At 62.6% G+C, this 21,333-nt stretch carries 19 protein-coding genes; 13 read left to right on the forward strand and 6 right to left on the reverse strand.

Translation table 11 applies throughout. The features are described 5' to 3' along the window. Positions 1–23 precede the first annotated feature (23 nt). Positions 24–383, forward strand: coding sequence for a helix-turn-helix domain-containing protein (locus tag QZ408_RS00080; RefSeq protein ID WP_292488621.1), 360 nt, complete (start codon positions 24–26; stop codon positions 381–383). Positions 384–658: 275 nt separating this feature from the next. Further along, positions 659–1,948, forward strand: coding sequence for an ATP-binding protein (locus QZ408_RS00085; RefSeq protein WP_292488623.1), 1,290 nt, complete (start codon positions 659–661; stop codon positions 1,946–1,948). 149 nt (positions 1,949–2,097) lie between these two features. Here the strand turns inward: QZ408_RS00085 and QZ408_RS00090 are convergent, their stop codons facing one another. Then, positions 2,098–2,409, reverse strand: coding sequence for a hypothetical protein (locus tag QZ408_RS00090; RefSeq protein ID WP_292488624.1), 312 nt, complete (start codon positions 2,407–2,409; stop codon positions 2,098–2,100). 307 nt (positions 2,410–2,716) lie between these two features. On the opposite strand from QZ408_RS00090, the gene QZ408_RS00095 reads away from it, so the two are divergent. Together QZ408_RS00095 and QZ408_RS00100 are read left to right on the forward strand one after the other, a co-directional pair. Next, on the forward strand, positions 2,717–3,610 hold the full coding sequence (locus QZ408_RS00095) for a hypothetical protein (protein ID WP_292488626.1): 894 nt from the start codon (positions 2,717–2,719) through the stop codon (positions 3,608–3,610). Then, positions 3,595–4,293, forward strand: a complete 699-nt coding sequence (locus QZ408_RS00100; protein ID WP_292488627.1) for a DUF6398 domain-containing protein — start codon at positions 3,595–3,597, stop codon at positions 4,291–4,293. The genes QZ408_RS00095 and QZ408_RS00100 overlap by 16 nt, the downstream gene beginning before the upstream one ends. Positions 4,294–4,619: 326 nt before the next feature. Here the strand turns inward: QZ408_RS00100 and QZ408_RS00105 are convergent, their stop codons facing one another. Genes QZ408_RS00105 through QZ408_RS00120 form a run of 4 tightly spaced genes read right to left on the reverse strand, consistent with a single transcriptional unit; the run spans position 4,620 to position 9,070 of the window. Next, entirely contained in the window at positions 4,620–5,708 is a 1,089-nt protein-coding gene (locus tag QZ408_RS00105; protein ID WP_292488629.1) for a DNA topoisomerase IV subunit A, read from the reverse strand. Then, positions 5,701–7,503, reverse strand: coding sequence for a DNA topoisomerase VI subunit B (locus tag QZ408_RS00110; RefSeq protein ID WP_292488631.1), 1,803 nt, complete (start codon positions 7,501–7,503; stop codon positions 5,701–5,703). Before QZ408_RS00110 ends, QZ408_RS00105 begins: the two co-directional genes overlap by 8 nt. Continuing rightward, positions 7,490–8,722 (reverse strand): histidine--tRNA ligase, encoded by a 1,233-nt coding sequence (gene hisS, locus QZ408_RS00115; protein WP_292488633.1) that lies wholly within the window; start codon positions 8,720–8,722, stop codon positions 7,490–7,492. The genes QZ408_RS00110 and hisS overlap by 14 nt, the downstream gene beginning before the upstream one ends. A gap of 15 nt (positions 8,723–8,737) precedes the next feature. After that, entirely contained in the window at positions 8,738–9,070 is a 333-nt protein-coding gene (locus tag QZ408_RS00120) for an ABC transporter permease (RefSeq protein WP_292488634.1), read from the reverse strand. 47 nt (positions 9,071–9,117) lie between these two features. Here QZ408_RS00120 and larB point away from each other — a divergent pair, with 47 nt between their 5' ends. The 6 genes from larB to QZ408_RS00150 all read left to right on the forward strand — a co-directional run bounded on the left by larB (position 9,118) and on the right by QZ408_RS00150 (position 14,746). After that, positions 9,118–9,891, forward strand: coding sequence for a nickel pincer cofactor biosynthesis protein LarB (larB, locus tag QZ408_RS00125; protein ID WP_292488635.1), 774 nt, complete (start codon positions 9,118–9,120; stop codon positions 9,889–9,891). Beyond that, on the forward strand, positions 9,888–10,394 hold the full coding sequence (locus QZ408_RS00130) for a nicotinamide-nucleotide adenylyltransferase (protein ID WP_292488637.1): 507 nt from the start codon (positions 9,888–9,890) through the stop codon (positions 10,392–10,394). Before larB ends, QZ408_RS00130 begins: the two co-directional genes overlap by 4 nt. Before the next feature lie 44 nt (positions 10,395–10,438). Beyond that, on the forward strand, positions 10,439–11,746 hold the full coding sequence (locus QZ408_RS00135; RefSeq protein WP_292488639.1) for a hypothetical protein: 1,308 nt from the start codon (positions 10,439–10,441) through the stop codon (positions 11,744–11,746). Positions 11,747–11,828: 82 nt separating this feature from the next. Continuing rightward, a complete protein-coding gene (locus tag QZ408_RS00140; protein WP_292488641.1) occupies positions 11,829–12,662 on the forward strand; it encodes a hypothetical protein in 834 nt (277 codons plus the stop codon). Further along, a complete protein-coding gene (locus tag QZ408_RS00145) occupies positions 12,659–13,996 on the forward strand; it encodes an MATE family efflux transporter (RefSeq protein ID WP_292488643.1) in 1,338 nt (445 codons plus the stop codon). Before QZ408_RS00140 ends, QZ408_RS00145 begins: the two co-directional genes overlap by 4 nt. 102 nt (positions 13,997–14,098) lie before the next feature. After that, a complete protein-coding gene (locus QZ408_RS00150) occupies positions 14,099–14,746 on the forward strand; it encodes a DUF2284 domain-containing protein (RefSeq protein WP_292488646.1) in 648 nt (215 codons plus the stop codon). 12 nt (positions 14,747–14,758) lie between these two features. Here QZ408_RS00150 and QZ408_RS00155 read toward each other — a convergent pair whose 3' ends face one another. Further along, the gene (locus QZ408_RS00155) at positions 14,759–15,862 is read right to left on the reverse strand and encodes an inositol-3-phosphate synthase (RefSeq protein WP_292488647.1); all 1,104 of its coding nucleotides are present in this window, start codon (positions 15,860–15,862) and stop codon (positions 14,759–14,761) included. A gap of 631 nt (positions 15,863–16,493) precedes the next feature. Between QZ408_RS00155 and QZ408_RS00160 the strand changes: the two genes are divergently transcribed. The 3 genes from QZ408_RS00160 (at position 16,494) to QZ408_RS00170 (ending at position 20,605) form a co-directional block, all read left to right on the forward strand. Beyond that, positions 16,494–17,690 carry a radical SAM protein gene (locus QZ408_RS00160; protein ID WP_292488649.1) on the forward strand — a complete coding sequence of 399 codons (1,197 nt, stop codon included), beginning with the start codon at positions 16,494–16,496 and terminating at the stop codon, positions 17,688–17,690. A gap of 303 nt (positions 17,691–17,993) precedes the next feature. After that, positions 17,994–19,466 carry a hypothetical protein gene (locus tag QZ408_RS00165; RefSeq protein ID WP_292488651.1) on the forward strand — a complete coding sequence of 491 codons (1,473 nt, stop codon included), beginning with the start codon at positions 17,994–17,996 and terminating at the stop codon, positions 19,464–19,466. Next, entirely contained in the window at positions 19,463–20,605 is a 1,143-nt protein-coding gene (locus QZ408_RS00170; RefSeq protein WP_292488653.1) for a glycosyltransferase family 4 protein, read from the forward strand. The genes QZ408_RS00165 and QZ408_RS00170 overlap by 4 nt, the downstream gene beginning before the upstream one ends. Positions 20,606–21,333 lie beyond the last annotated feature (728 nt).

Raw genomic sequence — 21,333 nt, forward strand, 5'->3', positions numbered from 1 at the left:
GAGGAGGTTTCTCTAACTATACCATGCAGGACGAGTGTACGGTCAATCAGACCGTCAAGTACCTGGGAAAAAAGTGGATGCTCCTGATCATCCTTGAACTCTACAAAGGGGAAGGCTACACCCGGCGGTTCACCGAAGTGAGGGAGCGGCTCCCGGGGATCACGGCGAAGGTCCTCTCGGCCCGGCTGAAGGAGCTGGAGGAAGAAGGCCTCGTCGAGAAGAGGGTGGAGGCCGGAACCGTCCCCGTCCGGAGCGAGTACACACTCACCGGGAGCGGGCTTGCGATGGTCGAGGTGATCAAAGTTATCAAGCGGTGGGCGCTCCGGTGGAAGATCGATAACCTTGCGTGCGGGGCCCAGGACTGCCACGACTGTGTGCTGTGAACTACACCGTCCGTGAGGGAGGGGCTTTGCGGCAATCACCCCCCAAACATACCCGCTGGCTCGAGCAGCGCTGTGATCCACGCCTGCAAGTGTCATGTTCGCCCCCTCTGACGTAAAAATTAGCCGTGCGCGGGGATTCGCGAACCTTACGAAAGGGCACCGCCCCCATTCCCCGGCGTGCGCAGGGGGAGTTCCCCGGACGCTCTTTCCGGGATACGGAAAATCATAGATCATAATCGACACTATTATGAATTATCATCGAGTATGATCGATAAATGGATGAAAAACTGCAGATCGCACTCGAGAGCCAGAACCCCTGGTGGTTCGGAAAAGAGTTTGAAACCGGCGTTGAGCGGCTTTCTTTCTTTCCCTCCCTGATGCAGTACCTTGATGCACCGGAGGTGCTCCTCCTTATCGGTGCGCGCAGGACAGGGAAGTCGACGCTGGTGTACCAGATCATCAGTTCTCTTCTTGGAAGAGGCGTGCCCGGCAGGGCTATCCTCTTCATTACCATGGATGAACCACTCCTCCTCTCGATGGCAGACGACCCCTGGCTGATCCGTCGCATCGTCGAGGACCATCTTGCCCGCCATCCCGGTCTCGAACGGCTCTATCTCTGCATCGACGAGGTCCAGCACTACCCCTCCTGGGTGCCCACCATCAAAACCCTCTATGACACGAAGAGTACGGTCAAATGCATCCTGACCGGCTCCACATCCTCGCTGCTCAGGCAGGAGAGCAGTCGCCTCCTCTCCGGCCGGTATTTTTCCTGTACTGTGTACCCTCTCTCTTTCCCTGAGTTCCTCCGCATCCAGGGGATTGTAAACCCGACAATCATCGAGAAGAGGCATTATTTCGAGATGTACCTGAAATACGGCGGTTTCCCCCGGGTGGTCCTTGAAAAGGACGAGGACCTGAAGATGCAGATCCTCAAAAACTATTACGAGACGATCTACCTTAAGGACATCATCTACCCGAATAAGGTGAGGAAGAACAGTGAGGTTACGGACCTGCTCTATTACCTCATATCAAATGCTGGGAACGCCGCCTCGTACAACCAGATCGCCAGGACTCTCAATATCGCACCGGATACCGTGAGGGAGTACATCGAGTACGCCGGGAACGCGTTTCTCCTCTACCCCCTGATGAAGTTCGATTATTCTGTAAAAAAACAGGTTGCAAACCCAAAAAAGATCTATTTCGTGGATCCCGGCCTGATAAACGCAGTTGCATTTGCGTTCTCCGAAAATCATGGAAGACTCCTGGAAAACATCGTCTTCATCGCCCTGATGAAGAAGTACGGCGATGTCTTCTACCACCGGGACCGCTACGAGTGCGACTTCCTGGTCAGGTCAGGCCGGACGATCGTTCTGGCCGTCCAGGTGACGCAGTCCCTGCAGGACGACACTACGAGACGGCGGGAGATGCGTGGCCTTGTCGAGGCGATGGATGCACACAGCCTCGACGAAGGAACGATCGTCACTGCTTCGGAATCGGCGGAGACGATCATCGACGGGCGGGCCGTCCACATTATCCCGATCGCAGAATGGCTGGAAGGGTTGTGACGTCTCTTTGGAACCTCTGTGTGCGCCCTGGTAGTATGAGCTGCCGGGCCGCCACAAGGTTGCCGGCCGCTCGCTGCACCATTTCTCCAGATTCGCGATGCTGTATCGCTCTGATAGACCGTGCGCGGGGATTCGTGAGTCTCGGGGGGTCAGAGGTCCAGCAGGAGGTCCGGATCCGGGTCAGTTGCTACCAGAGTGACGTTTGTGATTTTGTGGTAGAACCTGTGGGGATAACTGCAGGTTGTCTTCCCGCTCCGGCTTTGCTGCACGAAGGGTTTGAGGATATCCTCCGTCTCGTACTCAAGCGAGTACGCCGCCCCGGCCCTGAAGGCCGGCCCTTCCTTCGCCCGGAACATGACCTTCCTGAAACCCTCCATCGAATGGTCGCAGTCCGAGTAGTCCGAGGCGAAGATAAGCCCATCTTTCCGGATCCTGTCGATCACAATCCAGGTTCGTAACATCTTCTCAACCAATCCTGTTTTTGATTGCTGTTGTCCCCATCAGGCATTAAGGCGCGCCGTGCGGGGTGAAAGTGATATCGACAGGAGAACCTCGCCCATAAGGGACAGCTGGTGAAGCCCCCGAAACGGCCATTGCCGGCCTACCAAACCCACGGAATACGGTAGCCCGGTCATGCGGAGGGTGCCCCGGTCGCGTTCCCCGGGGAAGGTGGCAGGCCCACGATCATTCTTATCCCTTGACGCTCATATTTTTCGGTGAATGGCACCAAAGGCCTCACCCGGTACCTGCCTGCTCTGCAGAGCTCCCGTGACAAAACGGAGGGCTCTCAAGCACGGCATGGCCTGCCTTCAGGCGTCGGGCTGGCCCACCGGAAAGAAACCCTCCCTCCTCATCGTGATACAGGGGCGGTACAACAAAGACTACTGGCTGGTAGTCCTCGCGCGACACGGCGCCCGGCTTAAAGATCTCGACCGGCTGATCCGCGACGTATGGGTGGAGTGCTGCGACCATCTCAGTTCCTTCAAGATCGGGGGAGTCGCCTACGACTCGGACGATGAGTATTCCAGAAATGCCATGGGCGTCCCCCTCTCGCATCTCGTCTCTCCGGGCAGCACGTTCTCCTATGACTACGACTTCGGCTCCACTACATCGCTGGACCTGAAGGTGATCGGAGAGACGCCCGTTGCCCCGCCGGGCGGGCCGCTCTGCCTGATCGCACGGAACAATCCGCCGGTTATCCCCTGCGACCTCTGCGGCGGCGAGGCTGCTTTTATCCTGGACGACCCTGACGAAGATATCCCGCACTATTACTGTCGCGAATGCCTCTCTTCGACCGATCACGACCCCGACTGTGTGGAGACCATTGCCAACTCTCCAAGAAACGGCGTCTGTGGCTATGCCGAGGATCCCATCGCTGCGCATCTCTGGTATCCGCCGGGATGGAGCACGGATGGGATCGTTCCTGAGGAACCGGATGAGATCCCGGATGACGATGAGGCGGAGGTGAACGCCGCGATTGCTGCCGTCATCCAGGATATCGGACCCGATATCGATGCGTTCGTCGAGGAAGAGGGGGCGGTATACGGGGATAAGGACGCCTGTATGGCCGGAGATACTATCATAGCCTTCTGTACGTTCATGCATCTCTCTATGGAGCGAAGATCGATGCATGGGATGCCCCATCCGTGCAGAGGTGCCTGATCGGACACCTGGCGCAAAACCCGATCTTCCTGGATGACTGGCCGGAGAGCGCCGTCCCGATTCTCTGCCGGTTCCTCTCGCGCATGGAGGCATCCGGCAGCCTCACAAACGCTTCCGAACTCATCGCCGCCCTTAAACAGGCTGAACCCGCCTTCCAGGAAGCAGCCGCGAGCCCGGAGAAGAGTCAGGCCATCTTCAGGTACATCCTGATGAAAGCAAAGGAGGCAGGCATCTCCATAACCGACATAGATGCATCCTTCGCCTTCGCAGTGAAGGAACTCGCCAGGATGGCCGGGATCGACCTTGACAACAAAGAGGTTCGGGAAAGACTCTCCAGCTTGCTCGATAGCGGAATAACAGAAGCATTCTCCAGCAGACTGTGCGTCACCATGATATTTGAGAGATGCGAGGATTTCTGTAAGCGGTTTAAGGATGACACCATCCTTGAGCATTGCAGGAGGATCGTCACGATCCTCTCTGACCATCCGACCGCACCGCTCTTGCGGGGAGACGGGGTCCTCTGGAGTGCGGCGATCGTATACGCAGCCTGCCAGGATGAAGACCTGATCCGGTCGGGAAAGGGCGCCCCTCCCCTCGGGCAGGAGATCAGTTTCTTCTTCGGCTTTGAGCGAGCATCGATCCGGAACAAGGTGAGGGCGATGAGAGCGCTCCTCCCTGAATGAATAAGGCGCCGAGAGGCCAATTACGCACGAAGCGGGGGGACACACATGGAGAGATACGATCATATCCCGGCCAGCGAGAGCCAACTCCGGCGGTCGCAAGCCGCCCGAGTCGGTGCCTGAGATCTCCAGGGCGGTCGCCGACCCTTCTCCCGGCTGATCCTCGCGGAGAGTTCGCCTCCATGGACGATTGGATCTCCCGGCAAAAAGGATGAGGGGTGTAACCCGGTGAAGTGCAGAAAGTCGTCAGGCCTCGACGGTTGATGGGCGGGATGCCGGAGGTCCGAGCGCCACAGAGGGTGAATCACGGCCCTGCAGGAGCGGGTCCCTCAGATAACCCCCATCTCCGATAGCCGCGTCGGCAGGTACTCCTTCGTCACGAAGTCGAGCCCCCGGCTCGCGAACGCCTGCTGTTCCGACTTCAGCTTCATCTCAAGCTGCAGGTTGATCTGGTTCCTCCAGTAGTCGGTCGCAAACCGCGGATCGGTCAGCTCTGCCTTCAGGGCGTTGATGTCCTGCTCGGTGAGGTGGTCGGCGGGGAGGTTGTAGTCGGATATATCGGAGGGCTGCACCCCGATGAACTGCGCCTGGGGCGTCGCGAGAAGTTCCGACATGTGAGCGCTCTTGATCGAGCCGTAGGCGACGCTCGCGTAGATCCGGTAGGACCAGGGGTCGCCGTCGGTGAAGACCACGACCGGGAGGTTGAGCGACTCGTTGAGCCTCCGGAGGACCCGCCGCGTGGAGCGCGCCGGCTGCCCCTTGAGGTGGACAAGGATCGCCCCGTACTCCTCGTCGAACCCGTTCTCCATCAGACGGGCGTACATACCGCCGGTCTCGATGGCGACGACGAACTTCGCGTCATGGTCGACGAAGTCGATGTTGTCGACGTTGTTCGGGATCGGGTAGCCCGCTTCCCCGACGTCCTCCTGGCAGTGCATCTCCCGCACCCCGCGCCGGGTCGTCTCCCGGATCCGCAGGGGTCCGAAGATCGAGGCGCCGTCCTCCTCGGGCCTGAGGTGGAACGCCTCCCGCTGCACGTCGGCGATGATCTCGAGATCCTCGATGAGAAGGTTGCTCTCGTCCTGGGCGGCGAACTTCGCTCTTTTCCACCCTTCGGATATGTAGTAGAGCTCTCTCAATGTCGACGACCGGTTCTCGATGAGCTGTCTCTTCAGGAACCCGATGACGTAGGCCATCTTCAGGAGATGGACCGCACTCTTCTCGGTCGCCGCCGACCGGGTGCTCTCCTTCTCGCCGTACTTCCAGACCTCACTCTCATCGTCATACTCGATATTCTGTTTCGTCCGCGTCGGCAGCCGGATGTAGGGCACGATGCCGTCCTGCATCTGGTCATACCACCCGCGGGCGATGCCCACCAACCGCTCGCGCGCAAGCGTATCCATCTCTTCCCTAGACATCGAGATCCACCACCACTTTCCTGCCGTCCTCCACGCCGCGGAGGTCGAGCGACCCATCCCCCGCCCCCGTATAGACGACCCGCCAGACCGCCCCGGGGGCAAGTGTGCACCGCCAGACCTTGTTGTACTCCCCGTCGATCTCGTCCACGAAGTCCGGCCGGGGCTCCGCGTCCTCCCCCGCATCACGGGAGAGGCTGTAGAGGACGAGCGTGACCTCTCCGGCCGTGTAGTTGTTCACATCGATACAGACCTTCCCGTCGCTCGTCCGTTTCTTCGCCACGACCTTGCGCATGATCTTACCCTCGATCGGGGAGGTATCCACCAGGGGAAGTTCGACGATCTCGCTCACTTTCGCGGCGATCTCCGGGATGATCGAGCATATCGCCCGGGCCCGGTCGTCCTGCAGTTTCTTCCTCTCCCGGCGGGAGAGGTAGGTCTTGAGTTCCCGGCCGAGCTCCTGGAGGACGAGGACGATCTCCCGCTCGATCTCCGGGATGGAGGCGACCGCATCCTTGCTCTCGCTCGTGAAGGGGACGTTCGTGGACGCCACGTGGACCATGACGAGCGCCGGGCCCGTGGGAAGGCCCTGCTGCGAGAGACCGTAGTTTCTCCAGTTCACCTGCGCAACACAGTTCGTGATCGCGCAGGCGCCCTGCTGGTAGAGGAGCGGGACGCGGTTTGCAAACCGGAAGAGCTGGGCGTTCCCTTCGGGGGGAATCTTGCCGCCGTAGCCGATCGCAGCCTCGATGATGAACGAGTGCCCGCCGTAGACCGCGCTCGGGCGGGTCCGGGCCCTGACGAAGTCGAGCTGGATCTCCTTCTCAAGCCCCCTGCAGATCAGGTCCTCCCCGATGGGGGAGAGGCACTGCTGCGCCGGCGGCGCGGGGACCTTCACGCTCTGCATGGCGTCAAGGAGCCGTTTGAGCTCATCGGCGTCGAGGTTCTTCACCTTCCGGGAGGGTTTGAGCCCGGCCAGAGCGATCATCTCGTCTGCGGTCTTCTTCCCGACCCGGGAGAAACTCCCGATGAGGAACTCATCGACGGTCCCGGTGCTCGCGGCCGCGAGCCTCCTCAGCGCCCCGAACTCGATCCCGTGCGGGTGGGGGAGGACGGGCTTCGGGCACGGCGGGACCTCGCTTGATACCCGCTCAAACGTCGTCACCTCGCCGTCGATATCGGCCGTGACCCGCGCGTGCGGGTTGACGATCGCGGTGAGGCGGAGGTAGTCCAGCAGCCGCTTCTTCGCGGCAAGGGTGCTCTTGAACTGGATCTCAAGCCTTGTGCCGTGCATCCGGTCCCAGTCGATCTCCTCGTGGCTGACGATCTCGGGCTCGTTCGTCTCGGTCCTGATCATCAGCTCGAACCGGTGCGCCGACGCCTTCGCTCCCGTCCGGGAGATGACGAGCGCCGGGGTGCCGGTGGTGAGCTGGGCATACAGCACCGCCGCCGATATCCCGATCCCCTGCTGCCCCCGGCTCTGCCGGATCTGGTGGAACCGGGAGCCGTAGAGGAGCTTCCCGAAGACCAGGGGGACGTTCTCCGGCACGATCCCGGGGCCGTTGTCCTCGACCGTGATCCGGTAGACCTCGGCATCGACCCTCCGTACGCCGACGAATATGTCGGGGAGGACTTCGGCCTCCTCGCAGGCGTCGAGGGCGTTGTCCACCGCCTCCTTGATGGTGGTGATGATCCCGCGCGTCGGGGAATCGAACCCGAGAAGGTGCTTGTTCTTCTCGAAGAACTCCGCGACGCTGATGCTCCGCTGCTGTCTTGCGAGATCCTCAGCAAGCACCATGCCGTGCTACCTCAGCGATGGCGTCCTCAAGGCTCTTCTCCTGCTGCTCGCCGGAGGAGAGGTCCCTGAGGGTCACCGTCCCCGCCTCGACCTCGCGCTTCCCGAGCACCACCGCAAAGTCAGCGGTCTTTGCGGCGTGGGAGATCTGGGCGCCCATCCCCCGTTGCATGAGGTCGACCTCGGTCCTCACCCCCGCGCCCCGGAAGGCCCGGGCGACCTCGAGCGCCCGTGCCCGCGCTTCGGGCGTGCAGACGACGCCGACGACGGGCTCGTGCGCAAGCGAAAAATCCCCGACCGAGACCATGACCCGGTCAAAGCCGATGGCAAAGCCACAGGATGCGACATCGTCGCCGCCAAAGAGGTGGGCGAGCCGGTAGGTGCCGCCGCCGAGGATCTGGTTCTCCGCGCCGAGGTTCCTCGCAAACCCCTCAAAGACCATCCCCGTGTAGTAGTCGAGGCCGCGGGCGATGCCGAAGTCGGGCTGGTAGTTGATGTTCTGGGAGTCGAGGAGCGCAAACGTCTCCTCGATCCGCGCACGCTCCGGGACGTCGCCGGCAATCTCAAAGACCTCCGGGACGGTGCGGCACTCCGAGAGGGCCGCGAGGGGTTCGGCGAGGTGGGTGAGACCCTTCCCGACGAGCGCCGCCTCAAGCCCTGCCGCATCGTGCTTGTCGAGGCAGGCCATGATCGCCCGCTGGTCGCCGGGGGCGAGATCGGCGAGGAGGTGCTTCATCGGCGCGAGGTGGCCGACGTGGAGGTCGAAGGTGACCCCGCTTGATTGGAGCGCCTCATTGGCGAGCATGATCACCTCGGCGTCGGCGAGTGGAGTGTCCGAACCGATGAGCTCGACGCCGAACTGCCAGAACTGCCGGTACCGGCCTTTCTGCGGGCGTTCGTAGCGAAAACAGTCGGCGAAGTAGCACCAGCGGATGGGCTTCGGGAGGACCTTGCCCTCGTTGACGTACATCCGCAGCACCGCCGCCGTCACCTCGGGCCGGAGCGTCATCTGCCGCCCGCCCTTGTCCTCGAAGACGTACATCTCCTGGATGATCCCTTCGCCGGACTTCATCGTGAAGAGTTCAAGGTGCTCGAAGTCGGGCGTGCTGACCTCCCGGTATCCCCACCGGCGGGCCGTCTCGCGCATCCGCCGCTCGATCAGTCGCCGCCGTTCCATCTCGTCGGGTAAAAAGTCCCGTGTTCCCCGTGGTTTCTGAAGCATTGGTAGTCTCCTGAACTAAAGTCTCTTGCGTGAACCCTTATCTTTTGTGCGCTGTGCCCTGCCGAAGAACCGCTCGGCGGCGCCTTCATTGTGCCACACGTTCTCCCGGTCGGCCCGGCCCTGGAGGTAGAGGGCTAACAGGACCAGGCCGAGACCCAGGTACTCCCACGCTTCGGCAAACGCGGTGATGAAAAAACCGAGCAGGGCGAGCGCCGTGCAGGGTACCCCCCAGTATGCCGCCGTCCGGTAGCCGGATAGACCAGTCCGGTAAAAGATCCGTAAGTCGCGGAGCCACAGGAAGACGGTGACGGCAACGCCGAACCCTGCAACGTAGACGAGGTAGGACATAAGATGAAGTAATATTATACTTCCACTCCTATTTTTGTTATCGAACTATGCTGCCGAATGCCACCATCAGGGACATCCTCCGGATGTATCGTAGCGGTGAGGTATCTGAGGACGAGGCGGCGGCCGCCATCGAAGGGCTCCGTATCGAGGTCCTCGACGAAATGGCCCGGATCGATGCCGGGCGGAGCGTGCGTTGCGGGATGCCCGAGGTGGTGCTCGCCGAAGGAAAGGACCCCCTGACCTTTGCCGATATCATGCTCGCGCAGGTGAAGGCGGCCGGGAGGTGCGTCGCGACGAGAGTCTCGCCGGCGCATCTTGAGGCCCTGCAGGTGCGGCTGCCGCCGGGGGTCCGGATGGAGCACCGGGAGGCGGCACGGGCCGTCATCCTCTCGACGGGCAACGAGCCGGATCACCGGGGCGGGACCGTCGCCATTCTCACCGCGGGAACGTCCGATATTCCGGTCGCCGAGGAGGCGAAGCTGATCGCCGAGGAGATGGGGTGCAACGTCAGGACCGCGTACGACGTCGGTGTGGCGGGGATCCACCGCCTCTTCTCGGCGCTCAGGGACCTGATACCGGCGGACGTCTTCATCGTGGCCGCCGGCCGGGAGGGGACGCTCCCCGCGATCGTCGCCGGCCTCGTCGACCGCCCGGTGATCGGCGTTCCCGTGAGCACCGGCTACGGCTACATGGGAGGCGGCGAAGCGGCGCTTGCGAGCATGCTCCAGGCATGCTCGGTGCTTGCGGTCGTGAACATCGACGCCGGATTCACGGCGGGCGCATTTGCCGCGCAGATCGCTCACGGGGGCGGGCGGATATGAGCAGGGGGTTCTATATCGGGCGGTTCCAGCCCTATCACAACGGTCACCAGTCGGTGCTGGAGCGGATCGCCTGTTCTGCCGACGAGATCGTCATCGGGGTCGGGAGCGCCCAGCTCTCCCACACCGTGGCGAACCCCTTCACGGCCGGGGAACGGGTGCTGATGCTCACCCGGTCGCTCGCCGACCTCGAATGCCCGTTCTACGTCATCCCGATCGAGGACATCCAGAGAAACGCCCTCTGGGTCGCCCACGTCCGGTCGATGACCCCGCCGTTCGATACGGTCTACTCGAGCAACCCTCTTGTCATGCAGCTCTTCAGCGAAGCGGGGGTGGACGTCCAGTCGCCCGACATGTACGAGCGGGAGACGCACTCCGGCACCGCCATCAGGCAGCGGATGCTTGACGGCGAGCCCTGGGAACACCTGGTCCCCCCTGCAGTCGTGGATGTCGTCCGGGAGATCCGCGGCGTGGAACGCCTGCAGCGGATCGCGGGGAGCGACTGATGGGCGGAACCCTGATGGGGACGGTCGTCATAATAGGGTGAGTCATGTTCAAGCAGATCCGAGACCTCTTCCGGCGGACCGAACCGGAGAAAGAGAACCTGGAACTCTCCGTTGACGACCTCCCGGGATGGCTGGATGCCCGCGAGGAGGAGATCGCGCTCGGTCTCCTGAGTGCGACGGCGCCGTCGCGGGAGGCGATCACCGGCACCCTCAAACATCTCCGGGAGGTGGTCGCCCGCATGGAGACGGCGGACGCTGATGAGGCGGTCCACCCCCGGCTCCGGGATATATCAAAAAAGGCGCTCCCCCAGTTCACGAAGTCTATGACCCAGATCCTCTCCCGCGAGCCTTCGGGCGACCCGGAGGCCTTCTACAGCACCTCTGCCGAGACCCTGAAGAGCGCGCTCAAGGTGTTGAAAGGACAGGGAAAATACCTCTCCGCCCCCTACCCGGACGAGATGAAGGAGGTGCGCACCGCCGTCAGGGACCTTGGAAGGGAGATCAACGCGATGACGGAGGCGATCGCCCGCGCCCGGACGGACCGGCAGCAGGTGGAGGATACCCGGAAGACGTACGAACTCCTCATCCGGGTCCGCGAGGAGTATGTCGCCGCCTCCGGTCAGGTGCGGGAGTATGAAACGGCGATCGAGGAGGCGGAGAGAAAGATCCGGGAGGCCGAAGCCGACATCGCCGCCCTCAGGCTGCGCCCTGATTACGCGAGAAAGCAGGAGGTCGAGGAGAGAATCCGGGAACTCGACGCCCTGGATGAGGAGGCCGGGCGAGAGATCGCAGCCCTCCGGACCCCCGCCATCCACGTCTTCCGGAAAGCCGAGAAGGCGGCTGAAAAATCAGGAGACGGCGAGACAGCTACGGCAATCGGCCGGGCCCTCGACGCCTGCACGGGCGGCCTCCCTGGTGACGAGGGTGCCCGGGTCGACCAGATAGAGGCGGTGATGCCGGCCGTCCTTGCCATGATCCGGCGGGAGGATCTCCTCCTCAAGAACCAGGAGGAGGTCCGCCTCTTCTCGGACCCGGAGACCCTGCCCGCCGGGATACGACGGGTCCTCTGCCGGCAGAGGGAGGTCCAGGAGCAGCGCGCAGCACTGCAGGAGACTCATGCCGCGCTCCCGGGGGTGGTCGACGAGCGGCGTCTCACGGCCGCGCTCGCGGAACTGCAGCGCGAACGCGAGACAAAGGCTGCCGCGCGGGCCCGGGCGGAGAACCAGCGGGAGATCTCGCAGGCCTCGTATGCAGAGGAGCGCAAGAGTCTTTTGTCCCGCGCAGCCGCTCTCGCGGGCGGAGAGGTCACGGTCGACGTGCCGGACCTCCCGCCCCTCTCCTCCCGGCCCTGAGGGGCACACAACGCTGCTGTTCTGGTCGGAAAAGGAAACCCTGTTTATGCCCGGCGCCCAAACATTCCATGAGTAATCGTTGATGAAGACAAACACCACCCCACCCGGGTCCCTGTCGCGCCTCTGGATGGCGGTCCCCGCAGTCTCGTTTGGAGGGATCGGGATCGAGTTGCTCCTGTCGTCTGCCGGGTTTCCCTACGCCGTCTGGGCGGGCATCGCAGGATGCGTGGCCGCCTCATGCGTTCTCTTCTACCAGGCATACCTCAAACCGCGCAAGGATATCGTTTCGCTCTTCGTGCCGCTCTACGCGGTCCTCATCTTCATCGTGCCCAATGAGATCAGTTCGGGCGTGATTGTGCAGACATGCTACGCGGCGACGATCACCCTTCTTGCGGTGCGGTTGGAAAAGTTGTTTAATGCACCGAAACCAGAGAAGAAGACAATGAAGCAGATGTTAAACGACTATATCGTCCGGCTCGACCCGCTCCTCACCGTGATCGATGAGGAGACCGGGCACCTTGTCGCGCAGGCCCTGCTGACGTATAAGTTCGGGCTTTACGGGAGCGCGGCCAGGAAGAGCACGGAGGCGCTTGCCCGGCTCGACGCAATCGCCCCGCACCCCGGCGTGCTGGAGCGGGCTCTCCTGATCCTCCGGGAGCGTGCCGGCGGCTTTGCCGAGTCCCGCGTGACGGCGAACCCGGAACATACCTTCACGGAAGCCGACTACGATACTCTTGCCATCCGCCTCCGCCCGGACCAGATCGAGGACCCCGCGGCGCTCGACCTCGACAACGCGCTGGTCCTGCTCTACGCCGTCGGGATCGAGACCTCTCCCGACGACGAGCAGGCACTGGAAGAGCACCAGCGCTTTGTCACCCAGATCCTGGAATCCTACAAAGATAAGCTGACGGTATGACCAACCTGACCGAAGGCGACCTCTTCCGGGGCCTCATAGCGGTAGCGGCGCCGATCGTGGTCGGAAACGTGCTCCAGAGCGGTCTCGAGATCGTCGATCTCTTCTTTGTCGGCAGGCTCGGGGCGGAGGCGATCGCCGGTGTCGCCATGGGCACCTCGATCGTCATGGTCCTCATGACCGTCATCATCGGGCTTGTCACCGCAAACACCGCCTTCGTCTCCCGGCACTACGGGGCGAAGGACCTTGATATGGTGGCGAAGGGAGTTTCGCACACCCTGGCCCTCGGGTTCGTATTCTCGGTCGTCCTCAGCGTTGCGGGCATCCTCTTTGCCGAGGATATGCTCCTCCTCCTCGGCGCCGAACCAGCCGTCGCGGTCCTCGGGGCCTCCTACCTGACGGTCCTCTTTGCCGGCAGCGCGGCGATGGTCGAACTCTGGGTGATCAACTCCTCATTCCAGAGTTGCGGCGACGCCACCACGCCCATGCTCCTTGTGGTCCTTGCAAACACCTTGAACATCGTCCTCGACCCGCTCCTGATCTTCGGTTACGGTGCCGTCCCTGCCTTCGGCGTTGCCGGGGCGGCATACGCGACCATCATATCCCGGAGCGTGGCCTTCACCATAGCGTTCGCCCTGCTCCTCTCGGGACGGACGCCGATCCCTTTCTCGTTCCGGACGAAGTTTGAGATCCCGCTGGCATGGAGGCTGATCCGGGTCGCCGTCCCGAACTCCGTCCAGTCGGGGCTCCGGAGCGTCACCTTCCTTGTGATGATGGCGGTCGTGGCTGTCTTCGGCACTGCGGCCCTCTCCGCCTACGGCATCGTGGGAAGGCTCGAGATGGTCGCGCTCATGCCGGGGTTCGGCGTCGCGACCGCCACCGCCGTGATCGTGGGCCAGAACCTCGGCGCCCGGAAACCCGAGCGGGCGGAGGAGGGGGTGAGGCTCTCCGCGCTCATGAACGGCGGGTTCATGGTGCTCGTGGGGATGGTCTTCTACTTCGCTGCGCCGGCGATCGTCGAGATCTTCGACCCGAGCGGTGAAAGTACGGCGATCGGCGTCTCGTACCTGCAGACGATCGCGCCGTTCTACGTCCTCATCGCCGTCGCGATCGTCCTCGGGTTCGCGCTCAACGGGGCGGGGGATACAAAGAGGCCCATGTATGCGACGCTCTTCTCCATGGTCCTCTTCCAGGTGCCGCTCGCGTGCATCCTCCCCGGTCTCCTCGGGATCGGCATCATGGGGGTCTGGCTCGCGGTGGTCTTCGGGGCCGTCCTGCAGACGGGGATGCTCTTCTCGATGTACCGGCGCGGGGCCTGGAAGGCGACGATGATATGACGGTGAGGCGCGCCCCGGGCACCCGGCCGCCGGCAGGCGCCCCCTTCACCCCACAGGATAAATACCTGGATGCGGCAGATACCCTCACTGAGGGAAAGTGCAGTGAGAAGCGAACTTGACCATGAGATCGGGAGACTCTCCTCCCTCGCCCGGGAACGCGGCGCGGATGCACGGCGGATAGCCGCCCACGACGTGGTCGTCGCGGAGTGGGTGCGGTTCAAGTGCCGGTTCGGGTGCAAGGGCTACGGGAAACATATGTCCTGTCCCCCGTATGCCCCTGCCACCGCCGAGACCCGGCGGCTGCTTGCCGAGTACAGCACCGGCATCCTCCTCCGGTTTGAAGGCGTCCCGGGTCATCCCGACCTGAAACCCGACGAGATACCGCTCGACTTCCACCCGTTCTTCCGCGATCTCATCCTCTGGGTGAACTCGACGGTGCACCTCCTCGAAAAGACAGCCTTCTACGACGATTTCCCGAAGGCGTTCGGGTTCGGGGCATACCCCTGCATATACTGCGAGCACCAGCACTGTGTCGCCGAAGAGCACGAAGGCGTCGTCGACGAGAGCATCCGCAGGCTCTGTCGGCACATGGACCTCGTCCGCCCGACGATGGAGGGGGCCGGGATCGACGTCTTTTCCACTGCCCGGAAGGCCGGGTGGGACCTGCACGTCATCCCCTGCAGGGACCTTGAGTACGGCAAGATCGTCCACGGCAACATCACATCGATAGGGCTCGTCCTCATCGAGTGACGCGCCGGGCCTTCAGTCGTTGCGGGCGCCCCGGATGAACTCCTCGGTCATGCGGAAGGCGTCGTCGTCCCTGACCTGTACCGGGGGGTGCTTCATAAAATAGGCGGACGGGGATACGAGTGCACCGCCGATACCCCGGTCGAGGGCGACCCTGCAGCACCGGATGGCGTCGATGACGATCCCTGCGGAGTTGGGGGAGTCCTCGACGGAGAGGCGAAGGTCGATCTGCATGGGGACATCCCCAAAGAGCCTCCCTTCCATGCGGAGGAAGCAGACCTTGTTGTCCTTCTGCCAGCAGACGTAGTCGCTCGGCCCGATGTGGATGTTCTCGTCGTCAAGGGGTGCATCGAGGACCGACTGCACCGCTTCGGTCTTTGAGGTCCTCTTCGAGGCGAGGCGGTCCCGGTTCAGCATGGTTAAAAAGTCCGTGTTGCCGCCGGTGTTCAACTGGTAGGTCCGGTCGAGTTTCACCCCCCGCCGCCGGAAGAGGTCGGCGAGGACCCGGTGGGTGATCGTCGCGCCGAGCTGGGCCTTGACATCATCGCCGATGACGGGGAGGCCCCGCGCGCGAAATCTCTCCGCCCAGGCTGGATCGCTTGCGATGAAGACCGGCATGTTGTTGATGAGGCCGATACCCGCCTCCAGCGCACATCCGGCATAGAAGCGTGCAGCCTCCTCTGACCCTACGGGAAGGTAGTTGAGCAGCATCTCGGCGCTCGAGTCCTCGAGCGCCCGGACGATCTCCTCACGTGACGGTTCCTTCTCATCGGCGAGCACGAACCTGGTCTCCTCCCTGTAACCCTGCATGTGCTCGGGAAAGCCGTCGAGCACCCGCCCCATCCGGACGGTCACCCCGGTCTCCGGCATGCCGGGACAGAAGGCGGTGGTGCAGTTCGGCGGGGAGAATATCGCTTCGGAGACATCCTTTCCGACTTTCCTCGCATCGATGTCGAATGCTGCGACCACGCTGATATCCGACGGCCGGTAGCCGCAGAGGTCCCAGTGCATCAGCCCGGCCGCATCTGCCTCGTCTCTTCCGCGGTAGTATTCGATACCCTGGAGCAGCGAACTGGCACAGTTCCCGACGCCCACAATTGCAATCCTGATCGAGTCCATGACAGCCCTCCGGAGATCCGGGATACTGCTGAATACACCTCTCTTTCTGGGTGGATGTGCTCAGCACCGTGTGAGTAGACGCAACTGTAAAAGACAGCTTGCGTTTTCGACTATAATACGGAGCGGGAGATATAAGGGTAATGGTTCGAGGAGCGTCGGGAGGTTCGTGCCTCACAGCGCAAAGACGGGGTACCGGGCATTCCTTGCATACGCCAGGTCATCGTTACCGTTGAGAATGGAGGCAGGGGGCGGCCGGATATCGATGAGCGGCGAGCACCTCCGGACCTCGCCGATCTGCCGCTCATCGGTATCCGGTATGGGGCGGGAGGGTGATCGCGGCCACCCCACCGGCCGCCGCCGGCGGGTCGAGGCAGCGGGGTCGCATCCGATCTTGCACGAATAAGGATTCCCCGGGACTGCCCCGGCAAACTCTGCCGGGCAGGTGGGAGGGGGTTGACCCGGGTACAGCGTTGCGACGATCAGCCCGCTATCGGGGTTGAACCAGAAGATGCCTCACGCGCCGGCAGGAGATCCGGTTCCCCTGATTCTGCCGGAAGGCGGCGGGGTCGATCCGGCTCCCGGCAAAAGTATTATCTGCAGCAGATGCTATAGGGTGCTTTCGCTGTAACCTATGACGGAAGTATTCCTCTGCACGAACGGGTGCGTCGAGGGGCAGCTCAGGACAAAATTCATCGAGAGGTACCTGAGCGCTCATGCTCAGAATATCCATGTGGTATCGGCGATAGGCGATGCCGATGTCGTTCTCTTCTACGCATGCGGCCTGACCGGCGAGAAAGAGGGCCATTCCCTGAGCGTCGCCGGGGAGCTCAAGGAAAAGATGCGGCAGGGCGCCGAGCTTGTCGTCTGGGGGTGCCTCCCGAAACAGAATCCCGGGGCGCTTACGGGGATCTATGACGGCCCGATCATCGGCCCGATGGATACCGGTCTCTTCGCCCCTCTCGCGGGCACAAACGGCGTCTCCCTGGAAGGCATCGATCATTCGGCGGCCGCGAAAGAGTTAGCAACCATGGCCGCGCCCAGTATCCACGGCTGCAACGGGACCGACCTGCTCACCGCCGCATTCCTTCTCTATAAACGGGGGGTAGACCTCTTCGGTTCGCGCCGGCAGAGACACTCTGAGGTATACTACATCCCTATCGCGGTCGGATGCACCGGGCACTGCACCTACTGCAGCGAGCGCCCGGTGTTCGGGAACACCGTCCATAGCCGCCCGATCGGGGATATCGTCTCGGAGTTCCGGAGCGGGCTGGAACGCGGGTACAGCCGTTTCTCGTTGATCGCCACGGATCTCGGGAGTTACGGTATCGATATCGGTTGCCGCCTCCCCGACCTCCTCGAAGACCTGATCGGTATCGGTCCGGCGGACAACTGTTCAATCCTCTTAAACCAGATCGAACCACACCATTTTGAAGGGATCTACGGCGACATGGAACCCATCCTCGCATCAGGAAAGATCGAGATGGTGATGTCGCCCGTCCAGTCGGGGAGCAACCGGATCCTGAAACTCATGGGCCGGCATTACACCGCCGAGCAGTGGAGTGCGCTGATGCTGGACATCTACCGGAACTATCCGGCGATCCGGCTGAACACCCAGTTCATGGTGGGCTTCCCGACGGAGACGGAGGACGACTTCGCCGCAACGCTCTCTCTTCTCGACCCGCCGCTCCGGCTCGATGAAGCGTATATATTCAGGTTCTCTCCAAGGCCGACGGTCGCCGCCTCCCGCCTTCCGGACCAGGTCCCCGACGATGTCAAGGAGGCACGGGCCGCACGCCTGCTGAGCAGGTTTGCGAGGAACCGCATATAGCCGGTGAAAGTGGGCCGGGCCACGGGAGGCGGGGTTTGCCGTCTTCTCCTCCCGGGGACGACCGCCCGCCCACCCATGCCGGGTGGTGGAATACGCCTCCCGGATAAGGGAGGCCGGGAAGATCCCGGCATTTTTTCATCGAAATACATACAGGAACAGGCCGGGCAAGAACCCTCGCGTGCAGTCACCTCCGGCCCGCCGGTTGCTTCTGATCGTGGATGCGGCCGTACCCCGTGACAGAAACGTTATTATAGTCCGGGGCTGTATTGCAGAAACGCCTTCTGGGAGATGGAACGGGTTCGTATGATACGGAAGATGGCGTGTACGGGGATCCTCGTGATACTTGTGGTCTGCGTGAGCATGACGGCTCTTTTCGCGTTTATTCAGGCGGGCGGCATACACGCCGCCGGCGTTCCGGAGAAGAACGTCATACTGGTCGCCGCCCACGATAGCCCGGAAGCGGCGAAGGTGCTCGCGGATTACACCTGCGACGGCATTGCCGACCAGGTGGAGATCCAGCAGGCCATAGACGCGTCCCGGGCGAGAGGGGCAGCCGTCTCTCTCGCGGAAGGGACGTTCAACCTCGACGGAGACCTGGTGGTGCCCGGCAACACCCTCATCGAGGGGAAGGGCGAGACCCGGACCCGTCTCCACTGGATGTCCGGCCGGCTTACCGCGTACGGGGGAGAGAACATCGTCCTCGGGAATTTTGAGACCTGCGGGACCGGGGCGATATTTCTCTTCAACTGCAGCCACGTCAGGGTTCACGACGTCGTCGCACGCGTCGATGATTCCCTTGGCGGAGGGGCATTCTTCGTCTGGGTGCAGAACAGCATCTCCGAGGATATCGAGTTTGTCAACTGTAAGGCCATCGACTGCGGGAGGATGGGTTTCATGAACGACGGCGAGGGGTCCCCGAGACTTATCCGGAATATCCGCTACATCAACTGTCAGGCCATCAACTCGGGAAGGTATGCAAGGTTCACCCCCTACGGAGAGTGGACGACCGGTTTTGCCATAGCGGAGAACAACGACCTTGCCGATGCAATGCTCACTGCCTGCCTGGCCGAGGGTTCGTTCGAGTCCGGATTTCACGTCGAAAATGCCCCCAGGATCACAAACCTGGTCTTCAGGGACTGTATCAGCAGGAATAACGGCCAGAAACCGGATGCATTCTATAACCCGTCGGAGGAGTCGCACGGGCTCCACTTCGGCTCAGGCTACTGGGTGCAGGGGGGGACCACGCTCTACAACTGCGTGTCCGGGGGCAACGGCAATGCGGGTTTCTCCGCGGGTCCGGGAGTCCGCCTCTATAACTGCACCGACGACGGGTCGGCAGTGGGGTTCCGGCTGGTTGAGACGCGCGATGTCTATCTCAAGGACTGCACCAGCCGAAACGCAGGGGCGTATGCGGTCTATGCGCTCGAAGCAGAGGGGATCGTGGCGGAGGGCCTGAACATCCTCGACCCGGCCGGTTTCAACGGCAACGGTTCGTTCTTCGGCACAATCGCACACCCGGTCATCAACAGCCGGTTCGATCTCATCGGCCAAAACGACGGGACCGTCCGCACAATCTACTGTGAAGGCTGCCGCGGCGTCACATTCACGGGAGTTATCCGGACCGGCCACCCGGACCCGGTCGTCATCACGAGAGGGGAAGGCATCGATACCCGCGGGCTGCAGATCGAGGCCGGAGGAGAGATCGCAGACCCCGGCCGGGATGGCGGTTGCGGGCTGAAAAACTTTCTGATCAGGATCATTACGGCGTTTCTATGAAGATAGTCCAGGTTACTCCCTACTACCCGCCGCACACCGGGGGCATCGAGCGGTACGTCCATAACCTGAGCAGGGCGCTTGCCGACCGGGGCCACGATGTCACCGTCCTGACCGCGAATATACCGAAAGGCAGCCCGGTCGAGACCGAGAACGGGGTTGTGATTGAGCGCCGCCCCTGTCTGGGGCGGCCTTTCAACGACCCGTTTGTGCCCTCTTTCTTCCGGCTCGGTGAGAGCCTCGCCGGAGCCGATGTCCTGCATGCTCATAATGCCTACAGTTGTGCTGCGGTGAGCGCGGGCGTTGCCCGGCGGAGGTGCGGCATACCGACGGTCCTGACGCACCATGGACAGCATATGTTTGGGCACCCTCTCAAGGACCTGTTCGTGACGCTTTACCGGGGAACCATCGAGTACGGGCTCGTCCACCGGATGGACCGGGTTGTTACGCTCTCTCCGTCGGATGCGGACTACGTCTCGGCGTTCGGCGTCGGGAAGGAGAGGATCTCCGTCATACCGAATGCGATCTGCCCGGAGGACTTCCTGCCCTATATCGGGCAGGATACGACCGGGTTTGTGGAGGCGCACCGGCTCGAGGGCAAGAAGCGGGTGCTTTTTGTCGGGCAGATATCGACAAGGAAAGGCGTCGATGTGCTCCTGCGGGCGGTCGACCAGATCGTACACGGGCAGGGCCGGGACGATCTGGTCTTCCTCTTCATCGGCGACGGCGATTACCGGGAGAGGGCACGGGAGCTCGCCCGCGGGTACCGTATCGAGGGGCATGTCCGGTTCCCGGGAAAGGTGGGGCTCCGCGACCTCGTCGCAGCATACCGGTCCTCGGACATGTATGTCCTCCCTTCACTCTCGGAAGGGATGCCCACGGTGATCCTGGAGGCCATGTTCTTCGGCCTGCCGGTCATCACGACCGACCTGCCCTGTCTCAGGGACAACTTCGGCGACCACGCTGTTCTGGTGCCCGCCCGGGACGAGCGCGCGTTGGCCGGTACCATCACGGGGCTTCTTGATGATGCTGCACGCTGCCGCCGGCTCTCAGAGCGGGGGCGGGAACTTGTCCGGTCAAACTACACCTGGGATAACGTTGTGCTGGCATACGAGCGGCTCTACGAGCAGATGACTAATTGACCGCTCATCCCGTTCTTCGCTGCGGCAGCATGCAGCCCCGCATCTCCTGGAGACTTGCTGCTACCGGCAGGTCCTTCCCCGTGACTGCCGCCGGGGAGGGGTGGACGTTACCGCCGTGTGCCTTACGTTCATGCAGAGATGAGAAATGCGAGGCTGTCATCATCGCATCGTGCCCCCGTTCATTACGGTTGCAGCGATGCTCAAGACCCCGGCACCCTCACAGGAAGGGAGTACCGATGGAGTTTACACCCTTTGGAAGGTCGGATCCCGGGGCACGCCCGGGCACGACGCATTCCCCGGGCTATCGCCATGACTGCCCCCTCCCCCAATGGCGCTGTCCCCACGATCCACGCCCGGGGACAGGCCTGGAGGCAACGGATCCGGCTACCATCCGGCCTGATCAGCGTATGACGGGTGTATCCCCGGGCACGGCTGCCTACTGGTTATCGCAAGCACTGCCCCCGCCCCCACCCGGGGGCGGGGAGGAAACCGAGGAGGCCGGGTGGGGGTGGGGTGCCGGAAAGAGGCGTATGGATATCCCCCTGCGAAGCGCGGGCAGGACGGGAGATCCCGGAGAGACGTATGAGCTCCCCCGCAGGGAGGCGCGGGCAGGGTGGGGGTGGTCGGAGAAGAACGTACGGGTACCCACCTGTGGGGACGCCGGAGAGCGCCATACGGGTATTCCCTTCTGGGGGGTAAGCATCAGACTGGGTCCGATCATTCGGAAG

The organism is Methanoculleus sp. 10 (assembly GCF_913757945.1).
In the GTDB taxonomy this organism is placed as follows: Archaea; Halobacteriota; Methanomicrobia; order Methanomicrobiales; family Methanoculleaceae; genus Methanoculleus.